Below are 23,997 nucleotides of genomic sequence, written 5' to 3' on the forward strand. Positions count from 1 at the left end.
CAGAACGGGCGCTGCCACGACCCTCTGGTAGCAACGCGCGCGACGATCGCACCTGGGCCCAGCGTCAGCGCAGTCCGAGGTCGACCGACATCCGGTCGACCAGCTCGGCGAAGTGGGCGTCGTAGTCGAGGACGCCGCGGTAGAGGTGGCCGAACAGCTCCAGGGAGATCTGTCCGATGAGCGTCGCCCACGCCATCATGGCGCGCACCAGGCGCTCGTCGCCGATCGGGCGGCCGACCATCTCCGGGATGGGTGCCAGTGAGGCCCGCTCCTTGCGCGGCACGGGCGCGGACGGAGCTCCGAGGGGAAGGCAGCGCTCCTCGGCGTCGGCGATGAGGCTTAGGAAGACGGCCGGCACCCGGGCGGCCGGGCCGATCGTGTCCTGCGGCGCGGCGTACCCGGGGACGGGGGAGCCGTAGAGCAGGGCGTACTCGTGCCGGTTCGCGAGCGCCCAGTCGCGCAGGGCGTGGGCCGTGGTGACCCAGCGCTTGTGCAGGTCGGAGCGGCGTACGCCGTCTTCGGCCGCCTCGACGACCGCGCCGCTCTCGTCGTAGCACTCGATGAGCAGGGCGGTGATCAGGTGGTCGCGGCTCGGGAAGTACCGGTAGACCGCGGAGGACGCCATCCCGAGCTCGCGGGCGATCTGGCGCACCGACAGCTCGCCCGGACCGACCTCGGCGAGCTGCGCCCGGGCGCTGCTGAGGATGCGCCGGGTGAGCTCGATGCGGGCGAAGTCGCGGGCCGTGCGCGGAGCCGACGGGATGCTGCTCATGCGTCCATGATCGCCGAAACCGAGAGCGATGTAAACAAACGAGAGCAATGCTCTTGCTTTCCACACATAGCTGTGTCAAGGTTCCAACCGAGAGCGGCGCTCTCGTTTTCAGTCAGTCGACCAGAGAAGGTGCAGAGAATGTCCGATCGACACGTGATCATCGGGGCCGGGCCGGTCGGCAGGGCCGTCGCCGACGTGCTCGCCGAGCGAGGTGCAGACGTGGTCCTGGCCAGTCGGTCGGGCGAGGGGCCGGAGGTCTCCGGTGCGCGCCGGGTGGCCGTCGACGCCGCGGACGGCGAGGCGCTGAGCCGGCTCGCCGACGGCGCGCAGGTGCTCTACAACTGCGTCAACCCGCCCCGGTACGACGTCTGGCCGACGGTGTGGCCGCCGATCGCCGCTGCTCTCCTCACCGCCGCCGAGTGCACCGGTGCCGTGCTCGCGGTCACCGGCAACCTCTACCCCTACGGGCCGGTGGATGTGCCGATGGTGGAGGGAATGCCCGACGCGGCGCCCGGCCACAAGGCGCAGCTGCGGGCGCGGATGACCGCGGAGGCGTTCGAGCTGCACCGCGCCGGCCGGATCCGGGCCGTCGAGGTCCGCGGCGCCGACTACGTCGGCGGTCCGCTCGGCGACAACGCCCACGTGCCGCGCGTCGTACCGGCCGCCCTGGAGGGCAAGACCGTGCGGGTGATCGGCAACGCCCACCTGCCGCACACGTGGACCGACGTGCACGACATGGGCCGGGCGCTGGTCGCGGTGGCCGACACCGAGTCAGCCTGGGGCCGCGTCTGGCACGCGCCGAGCAACGCGCCGCGCACCCAGTCCGAGGCCGTCAACGACGTGCTCGCCTCGGTCGGGAAGCCGCCGGTGACGGTCAAGGCCTACCCGAAGCCGGTGATCTGGGCGGCCGGCCTGTTCGACGGCCAGATGCGCGAGCTGCGGGAGACGGAGTACCAGTTCACGCGCCCCTACGTGATGGACTCCTCGGCGATCACCGCCGAGCTCGGCCTTGCCCCGACGCCGTGGGACGAGGTCTGCCGACGCACGGCTGGCTGAGCCGGCGCTTGGCCCGACCCGGTGGTTGAGCTTGTCGAAACCGTCCCGACCCGGCTCATTGCTGCGGAGCCGACGGCGGGTGCGGTGGCCTGAAACCCTGATGCACCACGGCGTGTGCCACCACACGCAGGCTGCTGCTGGTGCGGCGGGCGTGGTCGCGCAGCACCGTGAAGGCGTGGTCGACGCTGCAGTTGAGGTTGGTGGCGAGCACACCCTTGGCCTGCTCGATGACGACCCGGGCGTCGAGGGCGTGCTGGAGCTGGGCGGAGCGCTGCTGGCTCCGCTCCAGCTCTGCCCGGTTCGCGATGTAGCCCGACGCCATGTCGGCGAAGAGCTCGGCGACTCCGAGCTCGCTTGCGTCCCAGGACTCGTCGGATCGTCGGTAGAGGTTGACGCTTCCCAGGGGGAGATCCCCTGCCCGCAGCGGCACACCGGCCACCGCCTGGACGCCTTCGCGCTCGGCGGCGCGGCTCCAGCTCGGCCAGACCTCGCTCAGCTCGGCGCTCGTGCGCGCCGTCACCACGGCACTGTCGCGGAAGGCGTTGATGCACGGCCCCTCCTGGAGCCGCTCCTCGGTCTCCTCGAGGTGGGTGGTGAGCTGGTTGATCCCGGTGACGGGGTGGAGTCGGTCGTCGGAGTCGGCCAGGGAGACGCCGGTCCCGGCCAGGCCGAGGACCTCGTTGACGTGTTCTGCCAGCATGTAGAGCACGTCGCTGGTGTCGGGTCGCTCGGTCAGCACCCGAGCGAACCGCGCGGCTGTCTCGGTGACGAGCGCGTGATCGATGCGACCGCTCATGCGTACCCCATCGGGACGACGTACCCCAGTCGGCGGCCGGGTAACGTAACCCCTTGTGGCAGCACGCGACTTCGACTCCGAGATCAAACAGCTCCAGGCGACCATGCAGACCATCGAGAAGGTCCTCGATGTCCCCGGCATGCGCGCCGAGATCGCTGACCTCGGGCAGGAGGTGGCGGCGCCGGATCTGTGGGACGACCAGGCCAACGCCCAGCGCGTGACCGGTCGGCTGTCGGCGCTCCAGGGGGAGCTCGACCGGTTCAGCTCGCTGCAGTCGCGGCTCGACGACCTCGAGCTGATGATCGAGATGGCTCGCGAGGAGGGCGACGAGGGCTCGCTCGCCGAGTCCGAGGCGGAGCTCGACCGGGTCCACAAGCTGGTCGAGCAGCTCGAGGTCCGCACGCTGCTCTCGGGCGAGTACGACGCCCGCGAGGCGATCATCAGCGTCCGGGCCGGCGCCGGCGGGGTCGACGCCGCCGACTTCGCCGAGATGCTGATGCGGATGTACACCCGCTGGGCCGAGCGCAACAAGTACCCCGTCGAGGTCTTCGACACCTCGTACGCCGAGGAGGCCGGCCTGAAGTCGGCGACGTTCGCGGTGCACGCGCCGTACGCCTACGGCACGCTCTCGGTCGAGGCCGGCACCCACCGGCTCGTGCGGATCAGCCCGTTCGACAACCAGGGTCGCCGCCAGACCAGCTTCGCCGCCGTCGAGGTCGTGCCCGTGCTCGAGCAGACCGACGAGATCGACATCCCCGACGAGGACATCCGGGTCGACGTCTACCGCTCCAGTGGTCCGGGCGGCCAGTCGGTCAACACCACCGACTCCGCCGTACGCCTCACGCACATCCCGACCGGCGTGGTCGTCTCGTGTCAGAACGAGAAGTCGCAGCTGCAGAACAAGGCCTCCGCGATGGTGATCCTCAAGGCCAAGCTGCTCGCGCTGAAGAAGGCCGAGGAGAAGGCCCACCTCGACGAGCTCCGCGGAGACGTCCAGGCGTCCTGGGGCGACCAGATGCGCAACTACGTGCTCAACCCGTACCAGATGGTCAAGGACCTGCGGACCGACTACGAGGTCGGCAACCCCCAGGCGGTCTTCGACGGCGAGATCGACGGGTTCCTCGAGGCCGGCATTCGCTGGCGGATGGGCGCCGAGGCCCGGGCCAAGGCCTGAGCTGCGCCGAGCGGGCACAAACGCTCGTCGCACGTACGCCGAGCGGGCACAAACGCTGCTCGCACGTACGCCGAGCGGGCACAAACGCCGATCCATGGGCACCTCTCGCGTCGACACCTCCGCCGGAGTGCCCATGCGGACGCCCTCGGCCCAGGGGCGAGAGTGCGCCCGCCGACAGGCTGCGTTTTCGCCCGCTCGGCGCCCCTCGGCGCTGCATCTTTGCCCGCTCGGCGCGCCTCCGCGCCGCGTTCCTGCCCGCTCGGCGCGCCTTCGCGCTGCGCTTCTGCCCGCTCGGCGTCAGGGGAGGCGCAGGGCGGCGACGACCGCCGCGCACCACTGGTCGGTGCGCTTCTCCAGGCCCGCCGCAGCACCGCTGACCTCGCAGGTCAGCCACGTGTCGCCGAAGAGGCCGGCGCGGCGGATCCGGCGGACGTCGCTCGGCAGGGTGCAGCTCTGCAGCGTGGCCGGGCTCCCGAAGGTGGGCGCCGGGGCCTGGGTGCACCCCGGCTGACCCGCGTCCACGCCGACCAGCGTCGTCGCGAACGCTGGGCTGACCGGGCGGGCGAAGACCCACGCGCGTGCACCGGCACCCGCCGGTCCGGTCCAGGCACAGCCCAGCTCGTGCCCGACCTCCCCGTCGCCGCCCGCCAGACCGGGCACCGGATCGCCGTTGCCCCAGCTCGCGTGATCGGTCGCGGTGGCACCGAGCGTCGCCCGGACGGCAGCCCCCGGCAGCCGGGAGCAGAACGGCGTCCGGGAGAGCCGGACGTGTGCCACGTCGAGCTTCCCGATGGGGGTCGGCGCTGCGCTCGGCTTCGCCTCCGAACCGCCCGACCCGCTGCAGCCGGCGAGCAGCGGGAGCGCCAGCGCGGCGGCGAGGAGGAGCGGTCGACCCACCATGCCCGAACCGTAGACGAAGGGCGAAACACCGTCCCGGACGGCGTCCCCGTGGCCTTCAGGTTGCTCGCCTAGACTCGGTGGGCGGCCGAAGCCCAGGCGTTCCCCCCGGAACGTGCGCCCTGTCCCCGACACCGGCCGCCGACAACCTGTGATCAGATTCGAGAGCGTCTCCACGACGTACCCCGGCCAGAGCCGGGCCGCCCTGTCCGACGTGAGCGTCGACGTCGAGAAGGGCGAGTTCGTCTTCCTCGTCGGCGCCTCCGGCTCCGGCAAGTCCACGTTCCTGCGCCTGGTGCTCCGGGAGGCTCGGCCCAGCACCGGCCGCGTGTACGTCGCGGGCAAGGAGATCAACCGGCTCGCCAGCTGGAAGGTCCCGGCCCTGCGCCGCAAGATCGGCACGGTCTTCCAGGACTTCCGGCTGCTCCCCAACAAGACCGTCTCGGAGAACGTCGCCTTCGCGCTCCAGGTGATCGGGAAGCCGAAGGCGCACATCAACAAGGTGGTCCCCGAGACGCTGGAGCTGGTCGGCCTGGAGGGCAAGGGCGAGCGGATGCCCGACGAGCTCTCGGGCGGCGAGCAGCAGCGCGTGGCGATCGCTCGCGCGTTCGTGAACCGTCCGCAGATCCTCATCGCCGACGAGCCGACCGGCAACCTCGACCCGAACACCAGCGTGGGGATCATGAAGCTGCTCGACCGGATCAACCGCACCGGCACGACGGTCGTGATGGCCACCCACGACGCCGGCATCGTCGACCAGATGCGCAAGCGCGTGATCGAGCTCGACGACGGCCACGTCGTGCGCGACCAGTCCCGCGGCGTCTACGGCTTCCAGCACTGAGGGGGACGAGATGCAGCTGAGGTACATCTTCTCCGAGACCGGCACCGGTCTGCGGCGCAACGTGTCCATGACGATCGCCCTCGTGGTGACCATCTTCGTCTCGCTCACCCTCGTCGGGATGGGCCTGCTGCTCAACGCGCAGGCGCAGAAGGCGGAGAAGTACTGGGGGAGCAAGCTCGAGATCACGGCGTACCTGTGCAACCAGAACTCCCGGTCGCCGCACTGCACCTCCGGCGAGGCCAACGAGCCGCAGAAGTCGGCGATCACCCAGGTCCTCGACACCCACCCTGAGGTGGCGTCGTACAAGCTCGAGACCAAGCAGCAGGCGTTCGAGACCTGGAAGCGGGTCTACATCTCCAAGGACAAGACCGAGCAGGAGATCTTCTCCACGGTCACGCCCGAGGACATGCGCGAGTCCTACCGGATCACGCTGAAGGACCCGAACAAGTACCGCGGCGTCGAGTCCGCGCTGGTCGGGATGGACGGTGTCGACTCGGTCCGCGACCTGCGTGACGTGCTCGACCCGATCTACTTCGTGATCAACCGGATGAAGTGGGGGGCGATCGGCATCGCCGCCTTCCTGCTGGTGGCGGCGATCATGCAGGTCGGCAACACGATCCGGCTGGCGGCGTTCGCGCGGCGCAAGGAGATCGGGATCATGCGGCTGGTCGGCGCCTCCAACCTCTACATCTCGCTGCCCTTCCTGATGGAGACGCTGGTCGCGGCCCTTGTCGGCGTCGCGGCGGCGACGCTCACGCTCGGGCTGGTGATGTACCTGATCGTCTACGGCAAGCTGCGAAGTCAGTCGCAGATCGTGGAGTGGGTCGACTGGCACGACGCGGCGGTGGCCGTGGGCGGGGTCGCGGTGGTGGGCATCCTGATCACGCTGATCCCGACACTCGTGATGACCCGCAAATACCTCAAAGTGTGAGAACCGTCCGTTACGGTCACTCTGTTCACTTCTTCCCCAATTTGAACAGGCTGACCGGTGGAACGTCCTTCCCCTCGCACGCTCCCGTCTCGCTCCCGACGGGTCTCCCGGACCCTGGCTGTGCTCTGCACGCTCGCCGTCGCCGGCCCGGCCATCCCGCTCGCGCACGCTGACGACCTGCACGACAAGAAGCACAAGGTCCAGCAGGGCATCAAGAGCGCGCTCGGTGACCTGGACGACTCGAGCAAGGCGCTCACCGCGGCCACCGCGCAGCTCACCGCTGCGAAGGCGAAGCTCACCGATGCCGAGCGCACGCTCGCGGCCACCGAGGGCCAGCTGACCGCCGCGCAGGTCCTCGACGCGCAGATGCAGGCGAAGCTCGCCGCGGCTGAGCAGGAGCTGGCGCAGGCGCAGGCAGAGGTGGCGAAGGGCCAGGCGGCGGTGACCTCGCAGCGCGCGGACATCGGGCGGCTGGTCGCCGGCGACTACCAGTACGGCGACCCTCGGCTCCTCGGGCTCTCGATGGTGCTCACCGCCAAGAGCCCCGACGAGCTGGCCAGCCAGCTCGGCACCGTGGACAGCCTGATGGACCGCGAGAGCGGGATGTACGACCACCTCAAGGCCACCGAGGCGATGCTGCGGACGCAGGAGAGCAAGGTCGCCGCGGCCAAGAAGGAGGTCGCCCAGCAGCGCGCGGCCGCCGCGGCCAACCTGGTACGCCGGCAGGCACTCGAGCAGACCGCCGCGGCGAACCGCGCCCAGGTCGCCGCGCTCGTCACGCAGCGCAGCCAGGCGGCCGTCCAGGCGCGGAAGGTGCGCAAGCACGACGCCCGGAAGCTGCAGCAGCTGAAGAAGGAGGAGGCGCGGATCAAGAAGCTGATCCTCGCCCGCGCCAAGAAGCACCACGGGGCCGGCTACTCCGGGGACAACGGTGGCTTCCTGATGCGGCCCGTCCCCGGGGAGATCACCTCGCCGTTCGGCTGGCGGATCCACCCGATCTACGGCTACTGGGGCCTGCACGACGGCGACGACTTCTCCGCGCCCTGCGGCACGCCGGAGCGCGCGAGCGCGGGCGGCACCGTGATCTCCGAGTACTACTCGAGCGTCTGGGGCAACCGGCTGCTGCTCGACGTCGGCAACGTGAACGGCAAGTCGATGACGCTGATCTACAACCACATCAGCTCCTACCGCGTCCGCACGGGAGCGCAGGTCGGCCGCGGTGACGTGGTCGCCCTCGCGGGCACCACCGGCTGGTCGACGGGCTGCCACCTGCACTTCACGGTGATGCTCAACGGGGTCGCCGTCGACCCGGTGCAGTTCTTCTAGGTTTCGGCAGGCTCGACCACCGAGAAGGACAGGCGCAACCATTCGTGGTTGCGGTGCCTGAGAGGATGCGCCCATGCCCAAGGAGCAGGGTCGCAAGCTGGTCGCGCAGAACCGCAAGGCGCGACACGACTACCACGTCGAGGACACCTACGAGGCCGGACTGGTCCTCGTCGGCACCGAGGTGAAGTCGCTGCGCGCCGGCCGGGCGTCCCTGGTCGACGGGTTCGTCGACATCGAGAACGGCGAGGCCTGGCTGCACGGCGTGCACATCCCGGAGTACGCGCAGGGCACCTGGACCAACCACGCGGCCCGGCGCAAGCGCAAGCTGCTGCTCAACCGGATCGAGATCGACAAGATCGAGCGCAAGACCTCCGAGAAGGGCTACACCGTCGTCCCGCTGTCGCTGTACTTCAAGGACGGCCGCGCGAAGGTGGAGATCGGCCTGGCCAAGGGCAAGAAGTCGTGGGACAAGCGCCAGACGCTGCGGGAGCGGCAGGACGACCGAGAGAAGCAGCAGGCGATCGGGCGGCGGCTCAAGGGCCAGGAGTGACACCACCGGCCGCCGACGTGGACGTCCCCGCCTGGTGGCAGGCGCTCGGTCTCCCCGGGCTCTTCGACGTGCACGTGCACTTCCTGCCGGCCAACATCCAGGCGGCGGTCTGGCGCGAGTTCGACACCGCCGGCCCGAAGATCGGCCGACCCTGGCCGGTCCGCTACCGCGGCAGTGACCAGGATCGGGTGGAGCAGCTGCGCGCACTCGGCGTACGCCGGTTCTCGGCACTGCCCTATGCGCACCGCCCCGGGGTCGCGGCGTACCTCAACGCCTGGGCGGCCGGCTTCGCCGCAGCGGTGCCGGACTGCCTGCGCTCGGCGACCTTCTACCCGGAGCCGGGCGTGGGCGAGGAGGTCCAGCGGCTGGTGGGCGAGGGCGTCGAGGTCTTCAAGCTGCATGCGCAGGTCGGGGAGTTCCGGCTCGACGACCCGCTCCTCGAGCCGGCGTGGGACGTGCTGGAGAGCGCCCGGACACCGGTCGTCCTGCACATCGGCTCCGGGCCGGTGGGCAACGAGTTCACCGGGCCCGACCACCTCCGCCGGCTGCTCGGCCGGCACCCCGGTCTGCGGGTGATCGTGGCGCACCTCGGCGCACCCGAGTACGCCGAGTTCCTCGACCTCGCCGAGGAGTACGACGAGACGCGGCTGGACACCACGATGGTGTTCACCGACTTCTTCGACCGCGACGGGCCCTTCCCGGCCCAGCTGCTGCCACGGCTGGTCGAGCTCGGGGACAAGGTGCTGCTCGGCAGCGACTTCCCGAACATCCCCTATCCCTACGCCCACCAGCTCGAGGGGCTCGAGCGGCTGCTCGACCGCCACCCCGGCCTCGACGAGGACTGGCTGCGCAAGGTGTGCTGGCACAACGCGGCCGGGCTCTTCGGCGCTCCGATCGGGACCTAGGGCTCTGCTGCCGGGGCGGCCACCCGGCTGGACTGGAGGCATGAGGACGCGCGGTGCCATCGACGCCCCCTGGGTGCTGGCCTGCGCGCTCGCGGAGACGATCGGGATGACCGCGGCAGCCGTCGCCGCCCGTCTCGGCAACGACCTGGCACCGAACGGCGGGCTGCGGGCCTGGCTCGCGCTGGCGCTCGTGGTGGCGGGCGGGCTCGCCGAGGGGAGCGCCCTCGGCCTGCTGCAAAGCCAGGTGCTCGCCTCGCGCCGGCCGGCGCTGGACCGCAGGCGTTTCGTCCTCCTCACGGTCGCTGTTGCCGGCCTGGGCTGGGCCGCGGCTTCGGCGCCCGGTGTCCTCGCGGGCGACGACGGCTCTCCGGTCAGCCCGCCGCTGGGCCTGATCGTGCTCGGCGCGCTCGGCATCGGCCTGGTCATGGGCCCGGTCCTGGGAGGGGCACAGGCCTTCGCACTGCGCGGGGCGGTCACGCACCCATGGCGCTGGATCGGGGCGAGCGCCGCTGCTTGGCCGCCGGCGATGGCGGTGATCTTCGTCGGCGCGTCGACAGCCGGCGCCGGCTGGCCGATCCCCGTGGTCGCCGCGTACGGCGCGCTCACCGGCGCGGTCGCCGGCACCGTCCTGGGAGCCGTGTCCGGCCTCTGGATCGAGTCGCTCGACGGTCAGCCGCTCGTCAACCGGCTGGTGCTGGGCCTGGTCGCCCGAAACGGGTTCGGCATCGACCGGTCGCTGGTCGGCCTTGCGGTCTGCGGCCGGCGTACCGGCCGGGTGATGAGGTTCCCGGTGCAGTACGCACTGTACGACGACGCGCTCGCCGTCGTCCCGGGCAGGCCCTGGCGGAAGTCCTGGTGGCGCAATCTCGGCGGCGGCTCGACTGCCGTGGGTGTGCTCGACGGCTCCGGGTGGCACCCGGCCACGGCCCGGCTGCTCGTGCCCGGCTGCGCCGCGCACGCCGCTGCCCTCGCGGCCTACCGGCTCCGCTGGCCGCGCGTGCGGACTTCGCCCCGCCAGCCCGTCATCGTGCTTCGCCCGGTGCCGTCCGGAATAGCGGCTAGGTCCGAACCGTTGGAATCAGTACGCTGAGAGCAGCGCAACAACTCAAGAGGGGCTGATTGGTTTCGACTGGGGTCGCTAGTCCCAGGAGAAGCGGGTCGAGAAGCCAACGTCATCTCGTAAACGTCCGTTGGAAAACACAGTTGCCAACTCAAATCGCAACGACTTCGCTCTCGCTGCCTGAGCAGTGATCGAAGGGTCAGACCGGGCATCTGCCTCCGTCCCGGATCCTGGCCTCATCTAGGAGGCTCGCTGATCAACTTCCGTCGGGAGGGTTGATCGGGACTCAATCCTGACTGAGCCCGTCGGCGTACGTGTCCGTGCCAGCGCCGGGGCCGAGAAAAGCGAACTCACGGACTGCACCCGGAGAAGACCTGGTTCGGCGCTCGAGGACGCGGGTTCGATTCCCGCCAGCTCCACCGATCACCCGTGCAACAGGCCCTGGCCGGTCTCCCGGTCCAGGGCCTGTTGACGTCTGCGGAGCCTCAGACGACGCGGCCGTAGGTCACGGCCGAGGTCCAGATCCGCTCGCGCTTGACGCGCTGGCCCGGGTACGGCGCGTGGATGATCGTGTGGTGGCCCACGTAGATCGCCACGTGGTAGACGTGCCCACCGCTGTGGAAGAAGACCAGGTCTCCGGGCCTGGCCGCCGCCGCGGAGACCCGACGGGTCGAGCCCTGCTGCGCCGACGAGCTGTGGGGGAGGCGCTTGCCGGTCGCGAGGCGGTACGCGTAGGACGTGAAGCCGGAGCAGTCGAAGGCGTTGGGGCCCGCTGCGCCGTAGGCGTACCGGTCGCCGGCCTGGGCGCTCGCGACGCGCAGCACGCGCGCACGCCAGTCACCGGTGAATCCGTGGTGCCGGTGCCGGTGGTGCCGCGGGGTGACGGTGGTCGTCACCGCGGCAGCTGCCGCGATCGCGGCAGTGGTGGGCCTGGTCTCGTGACGCGGCCCGGAGGCCGACGGGTCGCCCGAGGTGGTGCCGGCGAGCACGACCGCGCCGGCGAGGCCGGCCGCGACGGTGGTGTTCAGCGTGGTCCTCAGGGCAGGACGGAGCAATCCACTGATGCGTGGGGACATGACAGTTCTCCTCGGCACGCCTGCGAAGTTCGACCTGTCGGATTGGGCCCCTTGGTTGGCCCCCACCGTTCGGTGGTTCACCCCAAGCCTCGGCACGTGCCTCGGCGTCCTGCTCGGCTTCTCCGCCCTCGCCGCTACAACGTCACTCTCTCGTTCCCCATCGGGACCCGCGGCGAGGTTCGGCGTGGTCCAGACGGCCCTGCGGCTCTGTCTGCCGCAGGGGCTTGCTCACGAGTCTCGGCATGGTCCACGGACCCGCTGCACGGTCCCCGCGAAGGCTGTGACCGAGCGCATACCCCGTCGTGAGGGGCCTCACAGCTGCTGAGTTGACCGCATTCCCTCGCACCACGTGGGCCTCAGGAGCCCCGGAGTGCGCCCGCCGGCCGGGGGTACCAGCCCTCGATGCGGATCACTGACACGAGCGACCTGTGGTGGAAGACGGCCGTCGTCTACTGCCTGGACGTCCAGACGTTCATGGACTGGGACGACGACGGCATGGGCGACTTCGTCGGCCTCAACGAGCGCATCGACTACCTCCACGACCTCGGTGTGACCTGCCTGTGGCTGATGCCGTTCTACCCCACCGCCGACCGGGACGACGGCTACGACGTCACCGACTACTACGGCGTCGACCCGCGACTGGGCTGCGCCGGTGACTTCGTCGAGTTCATCCGCACCGCGCGCGACCGGGGCATGCGGGTGATCGTGGACCTGGTCGTGAACCACACCTCCGACCGGCACCCCTGGTTCCGCTCGGCCCGCTCCTCGCCGAGCTCGCCGTACCGCGACTTCTACATCTGGCGTGACGACGAGCCGCCGGACACGTCTGCCCAGGTGGTCTTCCCCGACAAGGAGGACAGCCTCTGGCAGTACGACGACAAGGCGGGTGCGTGGTACTTCCACCGGTTCTACCGCTCGCAGCCCGACCTCAACATCACCAACGAGCTGGTCCGCGACGAGATCGTGAAGGCAATGGGCTACTGGCTGGAGCTGGGCGTCTCCGGCTTCCGGGTCGACGCGGTGCCGTTCGTCATCGAGACGACCGGCGTGGACGCCCAGGAGCTGGCGCGCTTCCACGACCCGCACGCCTACCTGCGGCAGCTGCGCGAGTTCGTCGGCCGGCGTACCGGTGACGGCATCCTGCTCGGCGAGTGCAACCTGCCGCACAAGGACCAGAAGACGTTCTTCGGCGGCAGCGACGGCGACGAGCTGACCATGCAGTTCGACTTCATCGGGATGCAGAACCTCTACCTCTCGCTGGCCAGGCAGGATGCCCGTCCCCTGACCCGAGCGCTGAAGCAGCGGCCGAAGGTGGCCGAGGAGTCCCAGTGGGCGACCTTCGTGCGCAACCACGACGAGCTCACCCTCGACAAGCTCAAGCCGGCGGAGCGCGACGAGGTCTTCGCGGCCTTCGGCCCGGAACCGGAGATGCAGCTCTACGGCCGGGGGCTGCGACGCCGGCTGCCCTCGATGCTCGACGGCGACCCGCGACGGGTCCGGATGGTCTACAGCCTGCTGTTCTCGCTGCCCGGCACGCCGGTGCTGTTCTACGGCGAGGAGATCGGCATGGGCGAGAACCTCGACATCCCCGGCCGTCTCGCGGTCCGTACGCCGATGCAGTGGACCGACCAGCGCAACGGCGGGTTCTCCCGCGTGCGTCCGTCGCGGCTGCGCCGGCCCGTCACCGAGGGAGCGTTCGCGCCCGAGCACGTCAGCGTCGCCGCCCAGCGCGACGACGACGGCTCGCTGCTCGCCTTCCTCACGCTGCTGATCAGGCGCTACCGCGAGTCGCCGGAGCTCGGCTGGGCCGACTTCCGGGTGCTCGACCAGCCGCACCGCAACGTCCTGGCGCACGAGTGCGCCCACGACGACCGCCGGCTGGTCGCGCTGCACAACCTCGCGCCCGGGGGTTGCACGGTGCCGCTGGTGCTCGACGGTTGCGACAGCAGCCACCACCTCGTCGACCTGCTCGACGGGGAGTCGGAGGTGAGCATCGACGACCACGGCCGGGTCGAGGTCGCGCTCGAGGGGTACGGCTACCGCTGGCTGCGGCTCATGTCGCGCGACAGCCGGCGTCTCGCCTGAGGGACCCGACCCGGATCAGGGCAGCGTGAGGTAGTCGTCGAGGAAGTCGCGCGCCGAGGTGGTGTCGAGCCGGTAGTCGACGTTGCGTGATCGTACGACGGCGCGCTGCTCAGGAGCCGGTGCTCGACCCGTCGCGCTGCCCCGGGATCCGCTCGACGGTGCCGTCCGCCCACACCACGAGGCCTGTCCGGCCGGCGCGCGTGCGCAACCAGGTCGCGGCGTGGCCGTCGAGGGCGTACGCCGCGGTCGCGTCGATGTCGGCCCAGGTCAGGGACTCGGCAATCACGGTCACCGAAGCCACCCGGGCCGGGACGCGGCCGCTGCGGGCGTCGACGATGTGGTCACCGCGATGGGCGGCTCCCGAGGTGGCCAGGGCGCCCTGCCGCAGCTCCACGACGTCGACGAGCCGCGTCGTGTCGCCGGGGTGCTCGATGCCGATCCGCCACGCGGGGCTGTCGGGATCCTCGACGTGGCAGACCATGTCGCCGCCCGCGGACAGGCAGAAGTCGGTGTCGCCGAGGGCGTGCAGCCATGCCGCCGCGCGCTCGACCGCCCAGCCCTTGACCACACCGCTCGGGTCGAGGACGACGCGGCCGTCTGCAGCGCGCCGCCGCACGTCGAACGCGCCGCCGCTCTCCAGCCGCGCCCGGTGGCCGAGCGCGAGCACCTCGACCACCTCGGACGGGCAGTCCGCGACGGTGATCTCACCGCGACCCAGGCGGGAGACGTGCGAGTCGGGCCGGTAGGTGCTGAACACCCGGTCGACCTCGCGAAGGTCGGCCATCACCTCCGACCAGGCCTCGAGGGCCTGGTGGTCGTGGGTGTGGCGGCCGCGCAGCGCGAGGCTGATCGGCATGCCCATCACGTGGTCGACGTACCGGGTCGCGTCGGGGCGAGCCCCCACGACGGGGGTCGTGGTCATCGCGCTCACAGCCCGGCCTTGTCGAGGGCGGCCTGCAGCGACTGGAGGTAGCCGTCGCTGGTGACCGTCGCGCCGCTGACCATGTCGATGCTCGCACTCTGCGCGTCGAGCGTCTCCTGGACCAGGCGCGGCAGGGCGTAGGCGTTGATCTCCTGGTCCTTGCCGTTGTTGTCCGGGTAGACCGGGACGTCGACCTGGGTGATCTTCCCGCTCGCCACGGTGATCTGGACCTCGACCGGCCCCCAGCGCGTCTCCACGGATCCTCCGGAGACGGTGCTCGCGGCCGACGTCGAGGACGTCCCGGAGGTGCCAGCGGTCTGCGGTGTCCCGGACGTCCCGGAGCTGATCACCGTGGGGGCCGCAGAGGTCGGTCCCGAGGTCGAGGTGTGGTAGCCGAAGAGCAGGACGACCACGGTCACCGTGCTCATCACCCACATCACGATCCGTCTCATGAGGTCACCATCCGAAGTTCTCGACGTGGAGCTGCTCGCCCGGCAGGCCGGCAGCGGTGGCGGTACGGCGTACGTTCGCGACCCAGGCCTCCGGCCCGCAGACGTACACGTCGCGTTCGGCCAGGTCCGGGACCCAGTGCCTCAGGGCGCTGAGGTCGTCGACGCCGTCGAGTCCCTGGCCGACCCACGAGCCCTCGGCGCGGCGTCGCCCGGGAAGCGGCACGATGCGGAGCCCGCGCTCGCGGCCGAGCAGCTCGAGCTCGCGGGCGAAGAGCGGCTCGCCGCCGAACCGGTGGAGCAGCACTGCGTCGCCGGGGGAGTAGGCGAGCCCTTCGGCCAGGGCCCGGATCGGGGTGATGCCCACGCCGGCACCGAACAGCGCCACCTTTCGCCGACTGCGAGCCCGGGGGCTCAGCCGCCCGTAGGGGCCCTCGACCAGGGCGCGGGTGCCCGGGCGCAGTGCCCGCAGGCCACGACTGTTGTCGCCGAGGTCCTTCACCGTGATCCGCAGGCTGCGACCGTCCGGGGCGGCGGACAGCGAGTACGGGTTGGCGCGCGTCCACCCCGACCGGCCGAGGAACCGCCAGCAGAAGAACTGGCCGGCCTCCGCGGGCAGCAGGTCCAGCCGGCGGCCGGTCAGGTAGACGCTGACGACGCCGGGGGACTCGTCGACGATCGAGGTGACCCGCAGGTCGTGCCGGGCGCTGCGCCACAGCGGGAGAGCGACCCGCCACGCGAGGACCGCCGCGGCTGCGGCTCCCCAGAGCGTCCACCAGTAGAGCGTCGCCCCGGTGGAGGCCAGGAGCTCCTGGCCGGTCCAGAGCTGGTGCGGCAGCGCCAGCCCGGCACCGAGGTAGGCGTAGAGGTGCAGCAGGTGCCAGGACTCGTAGCGGATCCGGCGTCGCGCGGCGCGGATGCTGGTCCCGACGACGAGGAGGAGGAAGGCGGTGCCGGCGACGGCCAGCAGCATGCCGGGATAGTGCCAGGTGAGGTCCCACAGGGTGCCCGGCGTGGCGGTGATCCGGCCCGCGGCGTACCCCCAGGTGATGAGGACGACGTGGCCGAGCATCAGGTTGAACGAGGTCAGCCCGACGAGCCGGTGGATGAGCGCGAGCCGGTCCTGTCCGAAGGCGTGCTCGAGCACCGGCACCCGCGCCATCAGCACGACCTGCACGAGCAGCAGATCGGCCGCCCACAGGCCGGTCAGGCGGCCCGTCGACGTGAGCCCCTCGCTCCAGGAGCCGAGGTCCTGGACGCCGCCTCCCGTGGTCCACCAGTAGGTCACCAGCAGCAGGCCGAGCCACAGGGTGGCGAGTGCGCCCTGCCGGACGACGTGGTCGACGCGCGCTCGCGACAGCGGATCGACCACCGTCCGGTGCGTCGAGCCGCTCGCCACCGCGGTCACGTCGGGTTGCCGGAGGTGCTGGAGCCGGTGCCGGTCCCGTCGCCGTCGCGGTCGAAGCCCGGGGGTGGTTGCTGACCGTCCCCGAACTGGCGCCCGTCGCCCGGGCCCTGCCGGGAGAAGTTCGCGGGCGTGAAGCCGTTGTCGTCGCCGCCGGCGGTGCTGTGCCCGATCACGAAGCCGGTCAGTCCGCCGCCGAGCGTGAGCGCGGTCGCCGCACCGGCCAGGATCGCCCGGCCGCGCAGCTGCGCCCGCCGGTCGGCATCGGGCGCCGGGGTCTGGACGTCGGGTTCCAGGTCGGGGGCCTGGACCTCGGTGATCCTTGCCTCGGCGGTCCGGACGTCGGGGGTCTCCGCGGTGGCGGCATCGTCCGGGTCCGGTTCCCAGCGCGAGCCGCTCGAGGTGGGGGGCTGGTCAGCCATGGTGTTGCTCCCTTCCAGGGTGGTCGACTCGATCCTGGAGCCCCACGCTGGGCGAACCCGAGCAGCAGCCTGTGCGGTCCCTGTGGGTGCCCGCTAGTCCTCCAGTCCGGTCCGGGCGGCGAGCACGTGGCGTCGGAAGAGATCGGCCGAGGGGAGCAGCCGTCGGTCGCGCGACCAGGCGATGCCGACGTCGCGCGAGGCGTGCGGATCGGTGAGCCGCACCAGCTTGGCCGCCGTCGAGCCACCGGGCTGCGGCTCGCCCCGGGTGGCCGGCACGATCCCGACACCGAGGCCGGCGGAGACGAAGCCGTGCACCACCGGCAGGTCGTCGACCTCGAAGGCCACCCGCGGCTCGAACCCGGCGTGGGCGCAGAGCTCGTCGGACAGCGTGCGCAGCTCCCACGACGGACGCAGCATCACGAAGTCCTCGCCGGCCGCCTCGGCGAGCGAGACCTGGGGGAGACGCGCGAGCCGGTGGCGTCGGGGCACGGCGAGGAAGAGCGGCTGGGCGAACAGGCGCTCCCAGCGCACGGCGGGGTTGCGCGGTCGACGGGAGGTGAACTCCAGGTCGATCCGGCCACCGGCGACGAGTGAGGAGCCGAGAGCGTCGTGGGACTGCTCGAGCCGGAACTCGACCCGCGGGTAGTCCGTGCGGAACCGCTCGATCATCCCCGGCACCAGCCAGGTCCCCAGGGAGAGCTGGAAGGCGACCGCGACCGTGCCGGTCCGCGGGTCGACCAGCTCGCTGACCGCGGCGAGTCCGTCGTCGAGGCGGTGCAGCATCGCGTCTACGTGCTGCTTGAACACCGTGCCGGCGTACGTCGGGCGGAGCAGCCGGCCCGTGCGCTGGAGGAGCGGACTGCCCACCTCGGCCTCGAGCCGGGCCAGTGCGCGCGAGACGCCCGGCTGGCTGACCCGGTGCACGTCGGCCACCTCGGTGACGGTCATCCCGTCGACCACGAGCTGGAACCAGCGCAACGCCTCGGTCTCCATATCCATGACGGTAGTGCATGGATCAGTGTCACTTGAACCATTGGACGCATCGGTTCTCGATCGGGACACTGGAGACATGAACAAGATCTCCCTCCTTCGGCCCTCCACCCAGCTGGTGGCCACGGTCCGTGACGAGCTCCGCGATCGCCGTCAGGTGCGCGCAACCCGGCGCACCCTCGAGCGGGAGCTGGCCACCTACACGACCGCCTCCGACGTCAACGACCTGCTCGGCTCGCTCCGCGGCCAGGACGACGCGGCCATCCAGCAGATCCGCGAGGTCGTCCTGCGCAACCAGCTGCGCCACGGCCTGCACCGCGCTTCCTGACCGACCCCCACCTAGGCTGCCGCCATGGCGGACGCCGGCGCGATCGACGACTTCGTGCGCGGGTTCCGTGCCCGGGTGGCCGCGATGAGGAAGCCCGGTCAGGAGCTGGTCGACCGGCCGGGCATCGTCGCGCTGCTCGGGACCAGTGCCCAGGCGCTCGACGGCCGCGTGCTCGTCACCGATGACCGCGCGTTCCCGGTGCTGCGGGACCGCCTCCCGGACCTGTCTGCCCGCGTCGTGAACGTGTTCGCCGCGGCCGGGACGGCCCACGGTCTGCTGTCCGCGACGGGGCTCTACCGGTCGTCGTCGTGCACCGCGATGGTCCACGCCGACCTCGCCGAGATCCCCGAGACGGAGCTCGCCGACGGGCTCCGGGTGCAGCCCGTCGCGCTCTCGCCCGGGTCTGCCGGTGTCCCCATCGAGGACGCGGCCCTTGCAGCCCTTCGCTCCGATCCCACGGCTGGCCCGCTCGACCACCTCGACGGGTTCGTCGCCTACCTCCGGGCGGCACCGAACGCCCGCTACCTGGCGGCCGTCGACCCGGACGGTGTCGTGCGCGCCACCGCCGCCGCCGGGATCTTCGACGGCACGGCGTCGGTGTACTTCGTCAACACCGACCCCGACTGGCGTGGGCGCGGCGTCGGGACCGCGATGACGGCGGCCGCGCTGCGCGTCGCCGCGCAGGCAGGTGCACGACAGGCGTGTCTCGACTCGAGCGCGCTGGGCCTCTCGATCTACCTGCGGCTCGGCTTCGTGCCGGTCAGTCCCGCCACGCTGTTCGTCCGGGAGGACTGACGAGAACCTGTTCCACTAATCTGTCCGCGTGGGCCTGTTCGCGTACCTCCTCGCCGGCGTGATCGTCGCCGGGCTGGTCTGGTTCGTCCGGCACGGCCCGGGCCGCCCCAGGCTGCCCACCCTGCTCGTCTTCGGGCTCGTCGGCGGGGCGATCGGCGGGCTGGGCTGGAACATCGTGAAGGGCCAGTCGATCGACCACCTGGACGGCGGCGGGTTCACGGCCGCCGTGCTCGTCGCGCTCGTGCTGCTCGTCGGCGTGGACGTGCAGGTCCGTCGCGGCGAGGACTGATGTCCTGCCTGTTCTGCGACATCGCGTCGGGCAAGGTGCCGGCCCAGCGCGTGCTGGTCGACGACGACTTCGCGGCATTCCTCGACAGCCGGCCCGTGTTCAAGGGCCACACGCTGCTGGTCCCGCGTGAGCACGTCGTCACCCTTCCCGACCTCCCCGCGCGGCTCCGCGACGGGTTCCTCGAGCGCGCGCAGCGGCTCGCGACGGCGATGGTCGAGGGGCTGGGGGCGCAGGGCTCGTTCGTGGCGATGAACAACACGGTGTCCCAGTCGGTGCCCCACCTGCACTGCCACGTGGTGCCGCGGACGAAGGGCGACGGGCTGCGCGGCTTCTTCTGGCCGCGGACCAGGTACGCCGACGACGCCGAGGCGGCGGCCTACGCCGAGCGGCTGGCCGGCGCGCTGGACTGATCGGTCGCCGCAGGAGCTTCGTCGCTGTCGCGGTCGACCAGCCGTGGCCTGCCGCCGACGTGGTTGCCCGTGCCGATCGCAGCGACCCACACGGCCACGGCTCCCAGGACCGCGCCACCCACCGCGTCGAGCGAGAAGTGCCAGCCCAGGTAGATCGTGGAGAGCACCGTCAGGACCAGGAAGACCCATGCGGTGGCCCGGATCCAGCGGGCCATGCCGGCCAGCGTCACGAAGAGGCAGACCGTGACCATCAGGCCGACGTGGAGGGAGGGGAAGGCGGCGATCGTCTGCACCGCATCGGTGGCGCGCGGGTCGGCGAGCACCTGGTGCCGGTCGCGGAGGAGGTTCTCCTCCAGCGTGGTCGCGTAGGTGTGCCGCAGGCCGGTGAAGTCGTGCGCCGAGGAGTAGATCGGTCCGAGCGTGGGCAGTGCGAAGTAGGTCGCCACGCCGAGCACCCAGTCCACCGCGACGGCCGTGACGAACCAGGACCCGGCGGCCGGATGACGCGTCCAGACCAGCGCGATCGCCAGGGTCACGGGGATCAGCACGATCCAGATCACGTACACGGCCGAGAAGAACTCCGCCGCCCACGTCGTACCGAACAGCGAGTGCAGCACGTTGGCCGGGTCGTGACCGAGCCACAGTGCGCGGTCGAGGCGGTGGAACCCCTTGTCGAAGGTGTGCTCGTGGACGAACGGGACGTAGCTCTTCAGGTTGCGGAACGCCGCGTAGCAGACGTACCACGCGCCCAGCCCGGAGACGGCGAAGACGACGTGGGTCCGGTCCCAGCGCTCACGGACCACGGCCCGGAACTGGAGGGGCAGCGAGGTGACCCGCCGGCCCGCACGTGCCACCGCTCGCGGCAGCACGTCGAGGAGCCAGGCGATCAGCAGGATGATCGGCAGCCGGACGTAGGTCGGCACCACCACGCCGTCGGGGTCGCGGATGGGCAGGTCCTCCATCCAGGCCACCAGCACCATGGCCAACGTGAGTGCGAGAGCACACAGTCCCGCGAACTTGAAGTTGGCTCTACCCACGCCGTGCAGCCTAACCGCGCGAGCGGACCGCTCACAGCGCAGGCGGCTCGTCGAGGCGCTCCCCGCGCGCCCTAGAGTGGCCCCTGCTGTCTGCCGGACAGAGGTTTCGAGGCAAGCGGAAGAGGAGCAGTCATGGGTCGATTCGACGGACGGGTCGCGATCATCACCGGGGCGGCGCGCGGCATCGGCGCGGGCACCGCCAAGAGGTTCGCCGAAGAGGGCGCTGCCGTCGCCGTGCTCGACATCAACGAGGAGCAGGCCCAGGAGACCGCGGCCGGCCTCGGCGCCGACAAGGCCATCGGCGTCGGCTGCAACGTCGCGGACGGCGCTTCGGTCGACGCAGCGGTGACCCGGGTCGTCGAGGAGCTCGGCGGCCTGCACGTCCTGGTCAACAACGCCGGCATCACCCGCGACAACCTGCTGTTCAAGCTCACCGAGGAGGACTGGGACTCGGTGATGAACGTGCACCTCAAGGGCGCCTTCCTGATGAGCAAGGCCGCGCAGAGGACCTTCGTGGAGCAGAAGTACGGCAAGATCCTCAACCTCTCGAGCATCTCCGCGCTCGGCAACCGCGGGCAGGCCAACTACTCGGCCGCCAAGGCCGGTGTCCAGGGCTTCACCCGCACGCTCGCCCTCGAGCTCGGCCCGTTCGGCGTGAACGTCAATGCGATCGCTCCGGGGTTCATCGCCACCGAGATGACCGACGAGACCGCGCGCCGGCTCAAGATGGACGTCGACGAGTTCCGCAAGCTCAACGCCGACGCGAACCCGGTGAAGCGGGTCGGCTATCCCGAGGACATCGCGGCCGCCGCCGCGTTCCTGTGCAGCGACGAGGCGTCGTACATCACCGGCCAGACGCTGTACGTCGACGGTGGCGGCAAGATCTGACCTGTCGGACACGGGGGGTCCTGTCAGGAATGCCAGGACCCCTCAGGCATGCTGTGCGGCATGAATGCTCGTCCCGCCGTCCCGTTCACCCGCCGCGGCGTACGCCTCCAGGCGTTCGTCGTGCTCGCCGTGATCGCGAGCCTCGTGCTCGCCGGCTGCGGTGGCAAGAGCGAGCAGAAGAAGGCAAGCGCCGACCGGCCCACGTCGCAGCCGACTGCGGGAGGCACCCAGCTCGCCGCGGTGTGGCCGCTGACCGGCCTGCCGGCGCCTGAGCAGACGCCGGACAACCCGGTGATGGTCGTCAAGATCGACAACAGCGAGGCCAGCGAGCCCCAGATCGGGCTCAGCAAGGCCGACATGGTCGTCGAGGAGCTGGTCGAGGGCGGCATCACGCGGCTCGCTGCGATGTTCTACTCCCAGCTGCCGACCAAGGCCGGTCCGGTCCGGTCGGCGCGGGCATCGGACATCGGCGTGGTCACCCCGACGCACGCCGCCCTGATCGCGAGCGGGATGGCGCCGCCGACGGTGGCGCGCCTCAACGCCGCGCACGTCCGCTACTACACGATGGGCGCTCCGGGCGTCGTGCGCGCCCCCGACGGCCAGCACGACTACCTGCACAGCGTCTTCGTCGACCTGCCCAAGCTCGCGAAGAGCCTGAAGACCAAGCCCGTCGTGCCCGCGAACTACCTGCCCTGGGGCCAGGAGACCGACTTCGCCGGTGGCCAGGCGGCCAGCGGGATGAGCGTGCAGTTCAGCCGGTCGAGCACCACGACGTGGCGCTTCGACGCCGCGTCGAAGAAGTACGTCAACACCAACTCCCATGCGGGCCAGAACGACCAGTTCAAGCCCGACTCGGTGCTCGTGCTGCGGGTGCGCGAGGGTGACGCGGGCTACCGCGACCCCGCCGGCAACCCCGTCCCGGAGGCGCTCTTCTTCGGCAAGGGCCAGCTGATGCTCTTCCACAACGGTCAGGTGACCCGCGGCTCGTGGTCGAAGGAGAAGCGCGACAGCCCCTTGGTGCTGACCACGGCGGCAGGGTCGCTGAAGATTCCGGCCGGCCACGTGTGGCTGGAGCTGCTGCCGAACAACAAGGCCGGCGGATCGGTGCGGATCACGCACTGACGGGCGCCGACTGGCTCAGGCCTCGGCAGGCTCAGCCGACGGGGGCGTCGTCCTCGGGCTCGGCCGAGAGTAGGTCGCGTGGATCAGGCAGCTCGACGCCGTTGTCGGCCAGCGCGCGCAGCCCGCTGAGGATGAAGGCGATCGCCGTCTCCACCTGCGCGACCGCGATCTTCGGATCGGCCGACGAGCTCACGGTCTCGCCGGCCGCCGACATCGCGCCGAAGAAGATCCGGCTGAACGTCTCGAGCATCTCGTCGCTCAGGTCGTAGGGGGAGTCGGCCAGGACGTTGCGGACGATGTCCTGCACCAGGCCGTAGCTGGACCGCTCCTCCTGCTGGCGGAAGCGCTCGTAGCCGAGGATCGCGGGGCCCTCCTGGATGACGACGCGCTGGTACGCCGGGCCCTGGACGATCTCGAGGAAGGCACGCAGGCCGATCAGCGCCTTCTCCCACGGGTCCTTCGAGCCCTTCAGCGACTTGCGGATCCGGGCGGACGCGTCGGTCTCCACCTTCTCGAAGACCGCCTCGAAGACGGCCTGCTTGCCGCTGAAGTGGTGGTAGAGCGCGCCCTTGGTGACCCGGGCGCCGGCGACGATCTGGTCCAGGCTGGTCGCGGCGTACCCCTGCTCGGTGAAGAGCCGCTGCGCGACGTCGACCAGGGCCCGCTTCGTGGACTCGGAGTACTGCTGGCGCCGGGAGACTCCCGGGACCTTGGGGATCGCTCCGCGGATCTTCTCGGCGTGGGAGCGACTCGACATTCGGGCAGTCTATGACCGACCGGCGGTATGTGTGCGCAGCGTCACCCGGTAATCGTTTGCATACCGCGAGTCCGGCTCCGTACCTTGGGTACGTACTCGCGGTATGTGAAACCCGAAAGGACGTGGACCATGACCTGGAACACCTTCCATCACCGTGGAGAGATCCTCCGCGCCGTGGTCGAGACCGCAGATGACCGGCGCGACGGGGTGCTCCCGATGGAGCTCCCGGGCGTGCACGAGACCTTCCGCGACGAGCTCGACCTGGTCGCAGCCCTCTGGCTGAAGTGGAACGCCCGGCTCTCGGGCAACATCGAGCGCGCGTTGACGACGCAGCCGATGGACCTCGAGGCCGCGGTGGCCTCCGCCTGGCGACAGACGAGCGAGCAGCTCCCGGGGCTGCGCGCGATCCTGGACCGGTACGTCGAGTCGCCCACCGACCCCGAGATGGCCGCGGCCCTCAACCGGGCCACCGAGAAGGAGTGGTGCCGGCTGGCTGCCGCCGCGGGCCTGGCCAACGACGAGGGCCCTGCGGCCGCGCGCGCCGGCCGGCAGGTCGAGCTCAGGGCACGCACGGCCGCTGCCGAGCAGTCGGCCGACGCCCTGATGGCGACCGCGACGACGGACACGAGCCTCGACGGGGACACTCCCTCCCTGGTCGAACGGATCAAGGCGGTTCTCGCCGCCTGATCCCCCTCCCACAGACGATCCCCGGGC

General features: G+C 71.0%; 27 protein-coding genes and 1 other RNA gene. 17 read left to right on the forward strand and 11 right to left on the reverse strand.

Annotated features, from left to right (window positions below; genetic code table 11):
• Window positions 1-64: 64 nt before the first annotated feature.
• The gene (locus ACVW00_RS06230; RefSeq protein ID WP_457110037.1) at window positions 65-772 is read right to left on the reverse strand and encodes a TetR/AcrR family transcriptional regulator; all 708 of its coding nucleotides are present in this window, start codon (window positions 770-772) and stop codon (window positions 65-67) included.
• Between the two features lie 138 nt (window positions 773-910).
• Here ACVW00_RS06230 and ACVW00_RS06235 point away from each other — a divergent pair, with 138 nt between their 5' ends.
• Window positions 911-1,828, forward strand: a complete 918-nt coding sequence (locus ACVW00_RS06235; protein WP_457110038.1) for an NAD-dependent epimerase/dehydratase family protein — start codon at window positions 911-913, stop codon at window positions 1,826-1,828.
• Window positions 1,829-1,883: 55 nt separating this feature from the next.
• On the opposite strand, the gene ACVW00_RS06240 is transcribed toward ACVW00_RS06235, so the two are convergent.
• The gene (locus tag ACVW00_RS06240) at window positions 1,884-2,624 is read right to left on the reverse strand and encodes an ANTAR domain-containing protein (RefSeq protein WP_457110039.1); all 741 of its coding nucleotides are present in this window, start codon (window positions 2,622-2,624) and stop codon (window positions 1,884-1,886) included.
• 55 nt (window positions 2,625-2,679) lie between these two features.
• Between ACVW00_RS06240 and prfB the strand changes: the two genes are divergently transcribed.
• Window positions 2,680-3,798 (forward strand): peptide chain release factor 2, encoded by a 1,119-nt coding sequence (gene prfB / locus ACVW00_RS06245; protein ID WP_457110040.1) that lies wholly within the window; start codon window positions 2,680-2,682, stop codon window positions 3,796-3,798.
• A 297-nt stretch (window positions 3,799-4,095) separates the two neighbouring features.
• Here prfB and ACVW00_RS06250 read toward each other — a convergent pair whose 3' ends face one another.
• Complete coding sequence (locus tag ACVW00_RS06250) at window positions 4,096-4,698, reverse strand: hypothetical protein (RefSeq protein ID WP_457110041.1); 603 nt, start codon at window positions 4,696-4,698, stop codon at window positions 4,096-4,098.
• A 148-nt stretch (window positions 4,699-4,846) separates the two neighbouring features.
• Between ACVW00_RS06250 and ftsE the strand changes: the two genes are divergently transcribed.
• The 7 genes from ftsE (at window position 4,847) to ssrA (ending at window position 10,730) form a co-directional block, all read left to right on the forward strand.
• The gene (gene ftsE / locus ACVW00_RS06255) at window positions 4,847-5,536 is read left to right on the forward strand and encodes a cell division ATP-binding protein FtsE (protein WP_457110042.1); all 690 of its coding nucleotides are present in this window, start codon (window positions 4,847-4,849) and stop codon (window positions 5,534-5,536) included.
• 10 nt (window positions 5,537-5,546) lie between these two features.
• Window positions 5,547-6,467 carry a permease-like cell division protein FtsX gene (ftsX, locus tag ACVW00_RS06260; RefSeq protein WP_457110043.1) on the forward strand — a complete coding sequence of 307 codons (921 nt, stop codon included), beginning with the start codon at window positions 5,547-5,549 and terminating at the stop codon, window positions 6,465-6,467.
• Between the two features lie 120 nt (window positions 6,468-6,587).
• On the forward strand, window positions 6,588-7,793 hold the full coding sequence (locus ACVW00_RS06265; RefSeq protein WP_457110044.1) for a M23 family metallopeptidase: 1,206 nt from the start codon (window positions 6,588-6,590) through the stop codon (window positions 7,791-7,793).
• Between the two features lie 73 nt (window positions 7,794-7,866).
• The gene (smpB, locus tag ACVW00_RS06270; RefSeq protein ID WP_457110045.1) at window positions 7,867-8,343 is read left to right on the forward strand and encodes an SsrA-binding protein SmpB; all 477 of its coding nucleotides are present in this window, start codon (window positions 7,867-7,869) and stop codon (window positions 8,341-8,343) included.
• Window positions 8,340-9,248, forward strand: coding sequence for an amidohydrolase family protein (locus tag ACVW00_RS06275; RefSeq protein ID WP_457110046.1), 909 nt, complete (start codon window positions 8,340-8,342; stop codon window positions 9,246-9,248). Before smpB ends, ACVW00_RS06275 begins: the two co-directional genes overlap by 4 nt.
• A gap of 40 nt (window positions 9,249-9,288) precedes the next feature.
• Window positions 9,289-10,338, forward strand: a complete 1,050-nt coding sequence (locus ACVW00_RS06280) for a nitroreductase/quinone reductase family protein (RefSeq protein ID WP_457110047.1) — start codon at window positions 9,289-9,291, stop codon at window positions 10,336-10,338.
• A gap of 21 nt (window positions 10,339-10,359) precedes the next feature.
• Window positions 10,360-10,730: a transfer-messenger RNA gene (ssrA, locus tag ACVW00_RS06285) on the forward strand.
• Between the two features lie 63 nt (window positions 10,731-10,793).
• Here the strand turns inward: ssrA and ACVW00_RS06290 are convergent.
• Complete coding sequence (locus tag ACVW00_RS06290) at window positions 10,794-11,384, reverse strand: C40 family peptidase (protein ID WP_457110048.1); 591 nt, start codon at window positions 11,382-11,384, stop codon at window positions 10,794-10,796.
• A gap of 402 nt (window positions 11,385-11,786) precedes the next feature.
• Between ACVW00_RS06290 and ACVW00_RS06295 the strand changes: the two genes are divergently transcribed.
• Window positions 11,787-13,469: an alpha-amylase family protein gene (locus tag ACVW00_RS06295; protein WP_457110049.1), complete on the forward strand. Its 1,683-nt coding sequence runs from the start codon at window positions 11,787-11,789 to the stop codon at window positions 13,467-13,469.
• Window positions 13,470-13,578: 109 nt separating this feature from the next.
• On the opposite strand, the gene ACVW00_RS06300 is transcribed toward ACVW00_RS06295, so the two are convergent.
• The 5 genes from ACVW00_RS06300 to ACVW00_RS06320 form a co-directional block, all read right to left on the reverse strand.
• Complete coding sequence (locus ACVW00_RS06300; RefSeq protein WP_457110050.1) at window positions 13,579-14,391, reverse strand: FAD:protein FMN transferase; 813 nt, start codon at window positions 14,389-14,391, stop codon at window positions 13,579-13,581.
• A gap of 5 nt (window positions 14,392-14,396) precedes the next feature.
• Window positions 14,397-14,843, reverse strand: coding sequence for an FMN-binding protein (locus tag ACVW00_RS06305; protein ID WP_457110051.1), 447 nt, complete (start codon window positions 14,841-14,843; stop codon window positions 14,397-14,399).
• Window positions 14,844-14,847: 4 nt separating this feature from the next.
• A complete protein-coding gene (locus ACVW00_RS06310) occupies window positions 14,848-16,248 on the reverse strand; it encodes a ferredoxin reductase family protein (RefSeq protein ID WP_457110052.1) in 1,401 nt (466 codons plus the stop codon).
• A complete protein-coding gene (locus ACVW00_RS06315) occupies window positions 16,245-16,667 on the reverse strand; it encodes a hypothetical protein (protein WP_457110053.1) in 423 nt (140 codons plus the stop codon). Before ACVW00_RS06315 ends, ACVW00_RS06310 begins: the two co-directional genes overlap by 4 nt.
• Window positions 16,668-16,760: 93 nt before the next feature.
• Complete coding sequence (locus tag ACVW00_RS06320; RefSeq protein ID WP_457110054.1) at window positions 16,761-17,666, reverse strand: LysR family transcriptional regulator; 906 nt, start codon at window positions 17,664-17,666, stop codon at window positions 16,761-16,763.
• Between the two features lie 70 nt (window positions 17,667-17,736).
• Between ACVW00_RS06320 and ACVW00_RS06325 the strand changes: the two genes are divergently transcribed.
• From ACVW00_RS06325 to ACVW00_RS06340, 4 genes are read left to right on the forward strand one after another with little or no spacing between them, the layout of a single operon-like run.
• The gene (locus ACVW00_RS06325; protein ID WP_457110055.1) at window positions 17,737-17,985 is read left to right on the forward strand and encodes a hypothetical protein; all 249 of its coding nucleotides are present in this window, start codon (window positions 17,737-17,739) and stop codon (window positions 17,983-17,985) included.
• A 24-nt stretch (window positions 17,986-18,009) separates the two neighbouring features.
• Window positions 18,010-18,780, forward strand: coding sequence for a GNAT family N-acetyltransferase (locus tag ACVW00_RS06330; protein WP_457110056.1), 771 nt, complete (start codon window positions 18,010-18,012; stop codon window positions 18,778-18,780).
• Between the two features lie 28 nt (window positions 18,781-18,808).
• Window positions 18,809-19,069: a hypothetical protein gene (locus ACVW00_RS06335; RefSeq protein WP_457110057.1), complete on the forward strand. Its 261-nt coding sequence runs from the start codon at window positions 18,809-18,811 to the stop codon at window positions 19,067-19,069.
• Entirely contained in the window at window positions 19,069-19,479 is a 411-nt protein-coding gene (locus ACVW00_RS06340) for an HIT family protein (protein ID WP_457110058.1), read from the forward strand. Before ACVW00_RS06335 ends, ACVW00_RS06340 begins: the two co-directional genes overlap by 1 nt.
• Here the strand turns inward: ACVW00_RS06340 and ACVW00_RS06345 are convergent.
• Complete coding sequence (locus ACVW00_RS06345; protein ID WP_457110059.1) at window positions 19,446-20,516, reverse strand: phosphatase PAP2 family protein; 1,071 nt, start codon at window positions 20,514-20,516, stop codon at window positions 19,446-19,448. The genes ACVW00_RS06340 and ACVW00_RS06345 overlap by 34 nt on opposite strands.
• Before the next feature lie 132 nt (window positions 20,517-20,648).
• On the opposite strand from ACVW00_RS06345, the gene ACVW00_RS06350 reads away from it, so the two are divergent.
• Both ACVW00_RS06350 and ACVW00_RS06355 read left to right on the forward strand, forming a co-directional pair.
• Window positions 20,649-21,404, forward strand: a complete 756-nt coding sequence (locus ACVW00_RS06350; protein ID WP_457110060.1) for an SDR family NAD(P)-dependent oxidoreductase — start codon at window positions 20,649-20,651, stop codon at window positions 21,402-21,404.
• A gap of 60 nt (window positions 21,405-21,464) precedes the next feature.
• On the forward strand, window positions 21,465-22,526 hold the full coding sequence (locus tag ACVW00_RS06355) for a DUF3048 domain-containing protein (RefSeq protein WP_457110061.1): 1,062 nt from the start codon (window positions 21,465-21,467) through the stop codon (window positions 22,524-22,526).
• A gap of 31 nt (window positions 22,527-22,557) precedes the next feature.
• On the opposite strand, the gene ACVW00_RS06360 is transcribed toward ACVW00_RS06355, so the two are convergent.
• Window positions 22,558-23,283 carry a TetR/AcrR family transcriptional regulator gene (locus ACVW00_RS06360; protein ID WP_457110062.1) on the reverse strand — a complete coding sequence of 242 codons (726 nt, stop codon included), beginning with the start codon at window positions 23,281-23,283 and terminating at the stop codon, window positions 22,558-22,560.
• A gap of 129 nt (window positions 23,284-23,412) precedes the next feature.
• Here ACVW00_RS06360 and ACVW00_RS06365 point away from each other — a divergent pair, with 129 nt between their 5' ends.
• The gene (locus ACVW00_RS06365; RefSeq protein WP_457110063.1) at window positions 23,413-23,970 is read left to right on the forward strand and encodes a hypothetical protein; all 558 of its coding nucleotides are present in this window, start codon (window positions 23,413-23,415) and stop codon (window positions 23,968-23,970) included.
• Window positions 23,971-23,997 lie beyond the last annotated feature (27 nt).

It is taken from the genome of Marmoricola sp. URHA0025 HA25 (assembly GCF_054059435.1).